Genomic DNA, 12,254 nt, shown 5'->3' with positions numbered 1-12,254 from the left:
CTTACTCTCCTTTAGCTGCCAGCAGGGCGATGGCGGCATCGACCGAGACGGTCTGTTGCTCGGCCTGGCCACGCAGATATTTGATGGTGATCTCCCCGCTTTGCACCTCGGTCTCGCCGAGGATCAGGGCAATGGCCGCGCCGCTCTTGTCGGCACGCTTGAGTTGTTTCTTGAAGTTGCCGCCGCCGCAGTGACTCATCAGACGCAAGTCCGGCAGGGCATCGCGCAGCCGCTCGGCAAGCTGGAAACCAGCCTGTTCCGTCCCCTCGCCCACCATGCAGAGATAGACATCCACCGCCGGGCGGATATCGGCGTTGAGTTCGAGAGTTTCGAGCATCAGCACCAGACGCTCCATGCCCATGGCAAAGCCCACGGCCGGGGTCGCCTGACCGCCGAGCTGCTCCACCAGGCCGTCGTAACGACCACCGGCACAGACGGTGCCCTGGGCACCCAAGCTGTTGGTCACCCACTCGAACACGGTGAGGTTGTAGTAGTCGAGGCCGCGCACCAGACGCTCATTCACCTCGTATTGGATACCGGCGGACTCGAGCAAGCGCTTGAGCCCCTCGAAGTGGGCCAGGCTCTCTTCGCCCAGGTGATCGAACAGACGGGGCGCACCCACCAGGATGGCTTGCACTTTTTCGTCCTTGGAGTCGAGCACCCGCAGCGGGTTGCTGTACATGCGGCGCTGGCTCTCTTCGTCCAGCTCGCTCTTGTACTGCTCCAGGTAGGCGACCAGGGCATCGCGGTAGGCGGCGCGCTCGGCGCTCTGACCGAGCGTGTTGAGCTGCAGGGTGACATGATCGCTGATGCCGAACAGGCGCCACAGACGGTGGGTCAGCATGATCAGCTCGGCATCGATGTCCGGCCCGTTGATACCAAACAGCTCGACTCCGAACTGGTGGAACTGGCGATAACGGCCCTTCTGGGGACGCTCGTGACGGAACATGGGGCCCATGTACCACATCCGGCGTTCCTGGTTGTAGAGCAGGCCGTGCTCGATACCGGCACGGACGCAGCTGGCGGTCCCTTCCGGGCGCAGGCTCAGGCTGTCGCCGTTACGGTCTTCAAAGGTGTACATCTCTTTTTCGACCACGTCGGTCACTTCACCGATGGCGCGCTTGAACAGATGGGTCTGCTCGACGATGGGCATGCGCACTTCGCTGTAGCCGTAGCTGGCGACGACCTGGCGCAGGATCTGTTCCACTTTCTGCCATACCGGGCTCTGCTCCGGCAGGCAATCATTCATACCGCGAATAGCTTGGATCTGTTTTGCCACGTTGATACTCGAGAAAAAGAGGTAAAATTTGGCCGCATTATAGGGATTTTCGGCCCCGAGGTAAAATCAGGGTGCCCGGATGCGGGATGTAAAATCAACAACCTAAAGCCGGGGCCACCCCAGGTGGCCCCTTCATGGTTCAACCTTTGTCCACCTGGATCTGGTTGGCGGGATCCAGCATGGCCGCCCGGGCGCGGATGCGGCGCTCCAGCACGGGGATGAGATCCTTGTTGTCGAGCCTGTCGACCCGCTGGCCCCCTTCATAGAAGGCACTCTTGTTGGCGGCACCCGCCAGACCAAGGTCAGAGACCAGGGCCTCGCCCGGGCCATTGACCACGCAGCCGATGATGGAGACGTCCATCGGGGTGATGATGTCCTCCAGCCGCTCTTCCAGGGCGTTCACCGTCCCTATCACGTCGAACTCCTGACGGGAGCAGGAGGGACAGGCGATGAAGTTGATGCCGCGGGAGCGGATGCGCAGGGACTTGAGAATGTCGAAGCCCACCTTCACCTCTTCCACCGGATCGGCGGCCAGGGAGATGCGAATGGTGTCGCCTATGCCATCGGCCAGCAGCATGCCGAGCCCGATAGCGGACTTCACCGCGCCGGCACGGAAGCCGCCCGCCTCGGTGATCCCCAGGTGCAGCGGCTGGTCGATCTGCTTGGCCAGCAGGCGATAGGCACCGACCGCCAGGAAGACGTCGGAGGCCTTGACGCTCACCTTGAAGTTCTCAAAGTTGAGGCGATCCAGGTAATCCACGTGGCGCATGGCCGACTCGAGCAAGGCTTCCGGGGTCGGTTCACCATACTTTTCCTGGATGTCACGCTCCAGAGAGCCGCCGTTGACGCCGATGCGGATCGGAATGTTGTAATGACGGGCACAATCGACCACGGCGCGCACCCGCTCTTCGTTGCCGATGTTGCCCGGGTTGATGCGCAGGCAGTCAGCACCGTACTCGGCCACTTTCAGGGCGATACGGTAGTCGAAGTGGATGTCGGCGACGATGGGAATGCGGGTCTGCTGCTTGATGAGCCGGAAGGCTTCCGCCGCTTCCATGGTGGGCACCGAGACCCGGACTATGTCAGCACCGACCCGCTCGATCCGCTGGATCTGCTCGACGGTGGCGGCAACATCGGTAGTCTTGGTGTTGGTCATGGTTTGCACCGTGATGGGGGCATTGCCCCCAACCGGCACGTTGCCGACCATGATCTGCCTGGATTGACGACGAATAATGGGGGATTCGTGAGCGGACATGGCGGACAGATTACTCCTGCGGCAGTGAGAAGCGAGCAGTCCGGCCGTTGTTGTAACGGCTCATGTCGAAGGACTTGCCCTGGTATTCGAGATTGACCGCCATGGGCGCGCCAATGATGAATCTGAGTGGCTCGGGTCCTTCCAGCACAAGCTCGTCGTTCGCCTTCTTCAGACCACTGAACAGGGTCTTGCCGTTGGCATCCTTGACATCCAGCCAGCAGTCGGCGGTGAAGCTCATCTTGAGCTGGGGCGCCTTGCCAGGTTCGGTGGCGACCGTCTCTGCCGGCGCCAGGGTCGCCTCTGCGGCCGAGGCCTCGGTAGACAGGGCGGCGCTGGTCGCGGCAACGACATCCGGTGCTGTGGCGGCGGCGTCACTCACCGCAGGCTCAGTCGCCACGGCATCGGAGGCGACGGGCAACACGGGGTCGGCCACGTCCACCGTAGGCGTCACGTTGGCGACCGACGCGGTCTGGTCCGTGCCCATCTCGCTCGCCGCAAGGGCTTCATCCCCGGCGGAGCGACGCGCTGTACTCTGCCACCACCAGGCGATGGAGAGCGCAATCAGTGCCAGGATCACCAGCCAGGTCACCACTTTGAGCCGACTGTCGTTGGCTTGCTGGCGGGAGCGGCGGGAGAAGCTCTGCATGTCGATGTTATCGGGCGGCGTCAGCCCCAGCTTGTCGTAGGCCGCGAGTATGGTTTCCTCGGGAATGCCGACCAGCTTGGCATAGGTACGCAGATAGCCCCGAATGAAGGTGTGGGACGTGTGCTTGTCGTAGGTATCCGATTCGATAGCGGCGATCAGGGTCAGACGAAGGTGAATGCGGGACGCAACCTGCTCTCGTGTCCAGCCGAGCTGTTCACGGGCGTTGCGCAGCAGCTGGCCTGGGCCAACTGCCTGGGAGTCGTCTTGGAAATCGTGTGGCTGTTCAGTAGTCATTGGCTAAGTAACGCTTGGCTTGTTGCGAAGTGGGATATTGCCTTACCAGCTCAGTCCCGAATTGGTGAAGTAATGCCGGTTTGTCCATGGCCTGGGCAAGCCTCAGCCGGAGCCAGAGGCTCTCCTCGTTCTCGTCTGCCACGTCGGCGAAACGCACGAGATAAGACTGCACATCAGGCAGCTTGCCATCTTTCATGGAAAGCTCGGCCATGTCCAGCAATAACCTTGGATTGCGGGGATTATACCCCAAGGCCAGACGATAGTACTCGTTGGCCTTGTCATTTCTGTGATTTTGCATCGAGCAGAGCGCCGCATTCTCGTAGGTATCGGCGATCTTGATGTAATCCGGCTGGCTGACCGCCTGCAGGAATGCCTTCTCCGCCTCGTCGAAGCGCCCACGGTTGCACAGGAAGGCACCGTAGTTGTTCATCGCGTCAGCGTTGGTCGGATCCATGGCCAGTGCCTTCTTGTAATTCTCTTCGGCCGCCTTGAAATCGGATACCTGCTGGTAGAAATAGGCGAAGCCGATATACACCTGAGGGTTGCTGGGGTCGTACTGGAGGGCCCGATCGAGGTTGAACTTGGCCTGTTCGGCATTGCCCTGACGCAGATATTGAATACCCAGATCGAGGCGGGTCTGGGCAGCCGCCTTGAAGTCGGGACCCACTTCACGCTGGGTAGAATTCTGGCCAGCGTAAGTGGTCTCGGTGACACAGCCAGGCAGCGCGCAGAGCGCTGCCACTACGATCAATGTACGGATATCCATTTCCTGTCTATACAATGGCTTAGCGAGTTAAACCATTTTGACGGAAATCCCATCCTGTTGCATCCGATTTTTCATGGTGCGCTTGGTGCGGTCGATCACCTCCCCCACCAGCTGGCCACAGGCCGCATCGATGTCATCCCCGCGGGTCTTGCGGACGATGACGGTCATACCGTATTCCATCAGCACCTTGGAGAAGCGGTCGATGCGACTGTTGCTCGGCTTGCCAAACGGATTGCCCGGGAAGGGGTTGAACGGGATCAGGTTGACCTTGCAAGGGGTATCTTTGAGTACCTGCGCCAGCTCGTGGGCATGCTGCATGTCGTCATTGATATGATCGAGCAGCACATATTCCACCGTCACCCGGCCGCCATTGGCGTTGGACTTGGCCAGATAGCGGCGCACCCCCGCCAGGAAGGCCTCGATGTTGTACTTGTCGTTGATCGGCATGATCTCGGAGCGCAGCTTGTCATTCGGTGCATGCAACGAGATGGCCAGCGCCACGTCGATCTGGTCGCCCAGCATGTCCAGCGCCGGCACCACGCCGGAGGTGGAGAGGGTGACGCGGCGCTTGGAGATACCAAAACCAAAGTCATCCATCATCAGGCTCATGGCCGGCACCACGTTGGCGAGATTCAGCAGCGGCTCGCCCATGCCCATCATCACCACGTTGGTGATGGGGCGCTTGCCGCCCACCACCTTGGCGGCACGCCAGACCTGGCCGATGATCTCGGAGACCTTCAGGTTGCGGTTGAAACCTTGCTGGGCGGTGGAGCAGAAGGTGCACGCCAGGGCGCAGCCGACCTGGGAGGAGACACAGAGGGTTGCCCGATCCGCCTCCGGGATGTAGACGGTCTCGACTTCCTGATCCCCGACCTGCAGGGCCCACTTGATGGTGCCATCCGCGGAGCGTTGTTCACGGCTGATCTCGGGGGCTCGGATCTCGGCAATGGCCTTGAGACGCTCACGCAACGCCTTGTTGACGTTGCTCATCTGATCGAAGTCATCACAACCGGAGTGGTAGATCCACTTCATTATCTGATCTGCCCGGAACGGCTTCTCGCCCAGCTCGACGAAGAAGGCACGCATGGCATCCCGATCGAGATCCAGCAGGTTGGTTTTTGTTTCGCTCATCAAGGGCCTCAGCTCACACACTTCATAAATTATCGGCTGACCTACGTCAGGGGGCGGCATTGTACAAATAATGGGTCTGCCTTTCCACCTGGAGAATAAGAGGATATTGACCGAATGACCAAAAAACAAAAGGGAGCCGAGGCTCCCTTGATGATCTTCTGACGAAAATCAGCCGCGTGGGCAGATCTCGGCGTCGGAGAAGAAGTAGGCGATTTCACGAGCGGCAGAGGCCGGGGCATCGGAACCGTGCACAGCGTTGCGATCGATGCTCTCGGCATAGCAGGAGCGCAGGGTGCCGGCCAGGGCCTCTTTCGGGTTGGTGGCGCCCATGATTTCGCGATGACGGCGAATGGCGTCTTCCCCTTCCAGCACCTGTACCATGACGGGGCCTGAGGTCATGAAAGCAACCAGTCCATCATAGAAAGGCTTGCCCTGGTGTTCGGCGTAGAAACCGGCGGCCTGCTCGCTGCTCAGGTGCAGCATCTTGGCGGCGACCACTTTCAGGCCGGCGCTCTCGAAGCGGCTGTAGATGGCACCGATCAGGTTCTTGCTGACCGCGTCCGGCTTGACGATAGAGAAGGTACGTTCGATAGCCATTGAGTTCTTTCCTTAACTACAGAGTTTTATTGTAGGAATCCATGTTCGGCGGCGATTATACGTAAACAAAAACCGAAATAACACACAAAATAGCAACTTTTTATTAAACAAAAAATTCCTTGAAACAACATGGTGACTCATCTTGTGTCATGGCACTGAGAAAAAATGTGCGCTTGTGCACGATAGTCACGCTAACCCGCTAAAACCCTATCTATTGCTCATATAACCAGCACCGTTGAAAAGGGCACCCCGAGGTGCCCTTTCGCCTTGTCATGCCCCTCGGCGCGTCTCCGCCAGCAGGGTATGGGCGATGGTGCGCATCCCCAGGGTGTTGGCCCCGGGGGCCCAGAGGTTGTCACCGTTCTCGCTGAAACAGGCGGCGAGATCGACGTGCAGCCAGCCCCGCCCTTCATTGCCGACGAAGCGGGAGAGGAAACCCGCCGCGTTGGAGGCACCGCCCGGGCCACCACCCGGCACCGGACGGCTGTTGGCCGTATCGGCATAGTGGGACGGGCACTGCTGGCGGTGCCAGGGTTCCAGCGGCAGCGGCCAGGCTGGCTCCTGCTCCGCATCCGAATAGGCCATAGCACGGCTCACCAATCCCTTGTCGAGGCCGAACAGGGCGTTGTAGCGCCCCCCCAGCGCCATCACGGCGGCCCCGGTCAGGGTGGCGGCGTCGATGATGAGCGGTGCGCCGGACTCCCCGGCGAGCTGCAGACCGTCGGCCAGCACCAGGCGCCCCTCGGCGTCGGTGTTGACGATCTCGACCGTGGTGCCGTTCTTGTAGGTGAGGATATCACCCAGCTTGTAGGCGTGACCGGAGACCAGGTTCTCGGCGCAGCAGAGAATGAGCTTCACCCGCTTGTCGAGGCCGCGCAGTATGGCCAGCGCCAGGGCGCCGGTGACGATGGCCGCCCCCCCCATGTCATGCTTCATGGTGAGCATGCCCTGGGAGGTTTTCATGGAGTAGCCGCCGGAATCGAAGGTGATGCCCTTGCCCACCAGGGCCGCCGCCACGGGGGCGTTGCGATCCCCGGTGGGGTTGTAGTCCAGCTCCAGCATCACGGGTTCGCGATCGCTGCCGCGGCCAACCTGATAGAGACCGACCCAACCCGCCTGCTGCAAGGCTTCGCCCTTGAGGATGCGATGGCTGATCCTGTCCGGTGCCAGCTCGGTGATGAAGGCTGCCGCCTCCACCGCCAGCTCCAGCGGTCCCAGCTGCTCCGGGGTGGCATTGGTCATCTCACGCACCCAGCGCCCGCACAGCCAGCGCGCCTCCAGCTCTTCCCTGTCCTCTTCGGACGAGGTCGCCCACTGCAGCTCCACCTCGGCCTTCGGGGTCTGCAGCCCCTGGGCGAAGGCCCACTGCTGCTCGCGCTCCCAGTGACCGCACAGGGCGACCTTCTGGATCCCCTGACCACAGAGACGGCGGGCCGCCTGCTGGATGTCCAGCAAGGGGGACGCCGTCACCAGGTGGATCACCATGCCATCGGCACGGTGGGAGAGCAGCGCCCCCTCGCCCCAATCGGGGGCGGCAAATTCACGGCTCAGCCAGACGTTCATTCACACACCTCCTGCAACCAGCGGGCAATCATGGATACACAGGCCTGGCCTGCCGGCATCTGGCGCACTTCACGGCGCCACTCGTGATTCAAACAGATGTTCATGCAGAAACCTCCTGCAACCAGCGCGCTATGGTGCGCAGACCGTGCCCTTTGGCGCCGGTCGCCCACAGCTCGTTGCCGGACTTTTGATAGGAGGCGGCGAGATCCAGGTGCACCCAGCCCTTGCCCTCGTCACGCACGAAGCGCGACAGAAACGCGGCGGCCGTGGTGGCTCCGGCGGTGCCTTCGGCGGAGGCGACGTTACCCAGTTCGGCGAAGGCAGAGGTGAGCTGACCCGCATGCCAGGATTCCAGCGGCAGCGGCCAGGCCTTCTCCTGCTCGGCTTTCGCAGCGGCCAGGGCGCGCTGTTGCTCGCACTCGTCCAGAGCAAACACGGCATTGTAGTCGCGCCCCAGCGCTGTCTTGGCGGCGCCGGTCAGGGTAGCGGCATCGAGAATGTGGGCGGCGCCGCTGTCGGAGGCTGCCAGCAGGCCATCGGCCAGCACCAGGCGCCCTTCGGCGTCAGTGTTCTGGATCTCCACCGAGATGCCGTTCTTGTAGGTGAGGATGTCACCGAGCTTGAAGGCGTGGCCTGAGACCAGGTTCTCGGCGCAGCAGAGGATGAGTTTCACCCGCTTGTCGAGGCCACGGCTGATGGCGAGCGCCAGGGCGCCGGTCACCATGGCGGCCCCACCCATGTCGGACTTCATCGGCAGCATGTTGTCAGAGGACTTCATGGAGTAGCCACCGGAGTCGAAGGTGATGCCCTTGCCCACCAGAGCCGCCACCACGGGGGCGTTGCGATCCCCGGTCGGGTTGTAGTCCAGCTCCAGCAGCACGGGCTCGCGCTCGCTGCCGCGACCCACCGACCAGATCCCGATATGGCCGGCCTCGCGCAGAGCTTCGCCTGCGGTGATGCGGGCGGTGACCTGATCGCCACCCAGGCCGCGGAGCAGCAGCAGGGCGGACTCCGCCAGGCTCATGGGGTAGATCTCTTCCGGGCAACCGTTGGTCACCTCGCGCACCCAGCGGGTCGCCTTGACCAGCGCCTCCAGCTCGAGGGCATCCGCTGTGCTCTGCTCGCCGAAGTCCAGTTCACGCTGCCCATTGGCGGCATAGAAGCCCTGGGCGAAAGCGTAACGGCGCTCCAGATCCCAACCCTCACCGACCAGGCTCACCCGCTTGATGCCGCTCGATTCGAGTCGACGAGCCGCACGCTGAACTGTGCGCAGGATATCCTGCTGCAAGACGGTGGAACCCAGGTGGATCAGGGTCTCCTCACCGTTGAAACTGAGCAGGGCGCCTTCACCCCAGTGGGCGGCAGCAGCCTGGGCGGATAACAGTACCTTCATCATGTCAGCCATTTTCTCTTGCTTCCTTTTCTTCTTGGCACGATTCATTAACAACGCGGGGTAACGGAGACAAAAAAGGCCGTTCCCCCGAGGGGTACGGCCTTCACCATATCATTACTGCACCATGAGATGCTGCACGCGCAATTCACTCATGTGTAATTAGCGGGTCAATCAGTGACGCTCGGAGGCGAGGTTGATGGTGTACTTGGGCAGCTCCACCACCAGATCCTCATCCGCCAGACGGGCCTGGCAACTCAGGCGGGATTCCGGCTCCAGTCCCCATGCCTTGTCCAGCATGTCGTCCTCCAGCTCATCGCTCGGCTCGAGGGAGTCAAACCCCTCCCGCACCACGCAGTGGCAAGTGGTACAGGCACAGGACTTCTCGCAGGCATGCTCGATCTCGATGCCGTTGCGCAGGGCGATGTCCAGTATGGTCTCACCGGTCGCGCCCTCGAGGGCCGCGCCGTCCGGACAGAGTTCGGGGTGAGGCAGAATGATCAGTTTTGGCATATTACACCTTGTTGACGTTTTGGCCGGTCAGCACCTTGCGAATGGACACATCCATGCGACGGGCCGCAAACTCGCCACTGACGGCATCCGCCGCCTCGATGGCATCTTTGATTTGATTGGTTGTGCCGGTGGCACGCATGGCCAGCAGATGAGTGATCGCGGCGTCGATCTCGGCACGTTCGGCAGCATTGAGCAGTGCTTCGCCATCGGCGGCCAGCGCCGCATTGAGGCTCTCCACCACCCGATCGGCTTCCACCTGCTGCTCCGCCAGCATGCGGGCATCCATGTCCTGCTGGGCATTGGCGATGGAGGCGCTCAGCATGCTGAGGATGTCCTCTTCCGCCAAGCCATAGGAGGGCTTGACCTGGATCTCCGCCTGCACGCCGGAGGATTTTTCCATGGCGCTGACCGACAGCAGTCCGTCCGCATCCACCTGGAAGGTGACGCGAATGTGGGCGGCACCGGCCGCCATGGGCGGAATACCGGTCAGGGTGAAGCGGGCCAAGGAGCGGCAATCCGCCACCAGCTCGCGTTCTCCCTGCACCACGTGGATGGCCATGGCAGTCTGGCCATCCTTGAAGGTGGTGAACTCCTGGGCACGGGCCACCGGTATGGTGGTGTTGCGCGGGATCACTTTCTCGGCAAGCCCCCCCATGGTCTCAAGACCCAGAGAGAGCGGGATCACGTCCAGCAGCAGCATCTCGGCATCGGGCTTGTTGCCCACCAGGATGTCGGCCTGGATGGCAGCCCCGATGGCCACCACCTTGTCCGGATCTATGCTGGTCAGCGGCGTACGCTGGAAGAATTCCCCCACCAGCTCGCGCACCAGCGGCACCCGGGTGGAGCCCCCCACCATCACCACTTCCAGCACCTCCACCTGCTCGAGCCCCGCATCGCGCAGGGCGCGGCGGCAGGCCAGCAGAGTGCGCTTGACCAGCGGCAGGATGAGCTCGTCGAACTGGCTGCGGCTCACCTCCCCCTGCCAGCCGGCAAAGGAGCAGGCAACGCGGTCTGCATCCGTCAGGCCGTGCTTGACCGCCGCCGCCACATCCAGCAACTCCCGCTGGGTGCGGGCATCGAGCTGGCCACTCAAACCGGCCTGCGCCTTGATCCAGTCTGCCAGCAGATGATCGAAATCATCGCCACCCAGCGCCGAGTCGCCGCCGGTAGCCATCACCTCGAACACCCCGCGATGCAGACGCAGGATGGAAATGTCGAAGGTGCCACCACCGAGGTCATAGACGGCGATCACCCCTTCCTGACCGGAGTCGAGGCCGTAGGCGATGGCGGCGGCGGTGGGCTCGTTGAGCAGGCGCAGCACGTGTAGACCAGCCAGACGGGCCGCATCCTTGGTGCCCTGGCGTTGGGCGTCATCAAAATAGGCGGGCACTGTGATGACCACACCGTCGAGATCACCGCCGAGGGAGGCGGCGCCGCGCTCGGCCAGTTTTTTGAGGATCTCCGCCGAGACCTGCACCGGATTGACCAGCCCCTGGCGGGTCTGGATCTGGGGCATGCCGTTGTCGGCGGCCACGAACTCGTAAGGCTGCTGACGGATATCCATGTCGGCCAGCGCCTTGCCCATCATCCGTTTGACCGAGACGATGGTGTTGTGGGGATCGAGGGCGGCTTCGCGCTTGGCGTCAAAGCCCACCCTGATGGCGTCGGCCTGACCAGCTTGATAGTGCACCACGGAGGGCAGCAGATCGCGCCCCTGTTCGTCACTCAGGGTATCGGCCTGGCCGCTGCGTACGGCGGCAACCAGGGAGTTGGTGGTGCCGAGATCGATGCCTACGGCACGTTTGTGCTGATGAGGCGCGGCGCTCTGGCCGGGCTCGGCGATTTGCAGTAATGCCATGGGTAATCACAATTCCAGCGTTAGAGGGTCAAGACTCGAACAGCGAGTCTTCGAATCGTTCCAGCTCCTCGAGGAGCTTGTCGACAAACTTGAGTTTGCGCACGCAGTCGGCCGCCGCCAGATCTTCACCCGCGGTGAGGGCATCGGTCAGCCGTTGCATCAGAGACTGGTGATCATGCCTGATCTCGCAACGAAAATCTTCGATGGCACGCTCAGGACTCGCATTCCCTTTCAGGTCAGCCAGGCGCTCGCGCCACTCCAGCTGTTGCATCAGGAAAGAGGTGTCTTGCAGGGTCTGTTGCTCGCCTCGAATGTCAGTACCGCGCAGGGAGAGCAGGTATTCTGCTCGGCGCAGGGGGGACTTGAGGGTAGTGAAGGCATCGTTGATCTGGGCGGCACGCTGCACCGCGGCCAACTGCTCCCGCTCGGGGGCGGTGGCAAAACGATCGGGGTGAAACCGGGTTTGCAACTGGCGGTAGGTGTCTGCCAGCTGGCGGGTATCGAGCTCGAAGCCCTCTGCCAGCCCGAACAGCTCGAAATGATTCATTCTGTGTCCTCAGACTCGAAGGCTAGTGCCTTGCTCACCATCCATCTTGAACGGCAAAGCCGGCAGCAGGCTGCCGGCTTCATCGATTAGACGCTGAAGCTCTCGCCACAACCGCACTCGCCCTTGGCGTTCGGGTTGTTGAACTGGAAGCCCTCGTTGAGGCCCTCCTTGACGAAGTCCAGCTCGGTGCCATCCAGATGGATCAGGCTCTTGGCATCGACGATGATCTTGACACCGTTTTGCTCGAACACCTGATCCTCAGCGGCCAGCTCATCCACAAACTCGAGCACATAGGCAAGGCCAGAACAGCCGGTGGTCTTAACGCCGAGGCGCAGGCCTATGCCCTTGCCCCGGTTGGTTATGAAAGAGGAAACCCGTGCCGCTGCGGCATCTGTCATGGTAATGGCCATACTGC

Annotated in this window: 12 protein-coding genes; all 12 read right to left on the bottom strand. The window is 62.0% G+C overall.

What is annotated here, in order from left to right:
• Window position 1: 1 nt before the first annotated feature.
• Window positions 2-1,279: a histidine--tRNA ligase gene (gene hisS, locus KI797_RS08460; RefSeq protein ID WP_041205944.1), complete on the bottom strand. Its 1,278-nt coding sequence runs from the start codon at window positions 1,277-1,279 to the stop codon at window positions 2-4.
• A 139-nt stretch (window positions 1,280-1,418) separates the two neighbouring features.
• Window positions 1,419-2,534 carry a flavodoxin-dependent (E)-4-hydroxy-3-methylbut-2-enyl-diphosphate synthase gene (ispG, locus tag KI797_RS08455; protein WP_042650459.1) on the bottom strand — a complete coding sequence of 372 codons (1,116 nt, stop codon included), beginning with the start codon at window positions 2,532-2,534 and terminating at the stop codon, window positions 1,419-1,421.
• Window positions 2,535-2,544: 10 nt separating this feature from the next.
• A complete protein-coding gene (locus tag KI797_RS08450; RefSeq protein ID WP_226172545.1) occupies window positions 2,545-3,474 on the bottom strand; it encodes a RodZ domain-containing protein in 930 nt (309 codons plus the stop codon).
• The gene (gene tapF / locus KI797_RS08445) at window positions 3,464-4,255 is read right to left on the bottom strand and encodes a PilW family type IVa pilus biogenesis/stability lipoprotein TapF (RefSeq protein ID WP_081805703.1); all 792 of its coding nucleotides are present in this window, start codon (window positions 4,253-4,255) and stop codon (window positions 3,464-3,466) included. Before tapF ends, KI797_RS08450 begins: the two co-directional genes overlap by 11 nt.
• Before the next feature lie 12 nt (window positions 4,256-4,267).
• Window positions 4,268-5,371, bottom strand: a complete 1,104-nt coding sequence (locus tag KI797_RS08440) for a bifunctional tRNA (adenosine(37)-C2)-methyltransferase TrmG/ribosomal RNA large subunit methyltransferase RlmN (protein ID WP_041205947.1) — start codon at window positions 5,369-5,371, stop codon at window positions 4,268-4,270.
• Window positions 5,372-5,539: 168 nt separating this feature from the next.
• Window positions 5,540-5,968, bottom strand: a complete 429-nt coding sequence (gene ndk / locus KI797_RS08435; RefSeq protein ID WP_005324280.1) for a nucleoside-diphosphate kinase — start codon at window positions 5,966-5,968, stop codon at window positions 5,540-5,542.
• Between the two features lie 270 nt (window positions 5,969-6,238).
• Window positions 6,239-7,531, bottom strand: a complete 1,293-nt coding sequence (gene pepB / locus KI797_RS08430) for an aminopeptidase PepB (RefSeq protein WP_005324282.1) — start codon at window positions 7,529-7,531, stop codon at window positions 6,239-6,241.
• A 100-nt stretch (window positions 7,532-7,631) separates the two neighbouring features.
• Window positions 7,632-8,936 (bottom strand): aminopeptidase PepB, encoded by a 1,305-nt coding sequence (gene pepB, locus KI797_RS08425; protein ID WP_226172543.1) that lies wholly within the window; start codon window positions 8,934-8,936, stop codon window positions 7,632-7,634.
• 159 nt (window positions 8,937-9,095) lie between these two features.
• Window positions 9,096-9,434, bottom strand: coding sequence for an ISC system 2Fe-2S type ferredoxin (gene fdx, locus KI797_RS08420; protein WP_005324284.1), 339 nt, complete (start codon window positions 9,432-9,434; stop codon window positions 9,096-9,098).
• Between the two features lies 1 nt (window position 9,435).
• Complete coding sequence (hscA, locus tag KI797_RS08415) at window positions 9,436-11,292, bottom strand: Fe-S protein assembly chaperone HscA (RefSeq protein WP_226172541.1); 1,857 nt, start codon at window positions 11,290-11,292, stop codon at window positions 9,436-9,438.
• 28 nt (window positions 11,293-11,320) lie between these two features.
• The gene (hscB, locus tag KI797_RS08410) at window positions 11,321-11,839 is read right to left on the bottom strand and encodes a co-chaperone HscB (RefSeq protein WP_005324288.1); all 519 of its coding nucleotides are present in this window, start codon (window positions 11,837-11,839) and stop codon (window positions 11,321-11,323) included.
• Window positions 11,840-11,925: 86 nt separating this feature from the next.
• Window positions 11,926-12,249, bottom strand: a complete 324-nt coding sequence (iscA, locus tag KI797_RS08405) for an iron-sulfur cluster assembly protein IscA (RefSeq protein ID WP_005324290.1) — start codon at window positions 12,247-12,249, stop codon at window positions 11,926-11,928.
• Window positions 12,250-12,254 lie beyond the last annotated feature (5 nt).

The sequence above is a fragment of the Aeromonas media genome, assembly GCF_020423125.1.
Taxonomy (GTDB): Bacteria; Pseudomonadota; Gammaproteobacteria; order Enterobacterales; family Aeromonadaceae; genus Aeromonas; species Aeromonas media.
The sequence above is the reverse complement of the archived record's forward strand: the minus strand, read 5'-3'. Positions and strand labels throughout refer to the sequence as shown.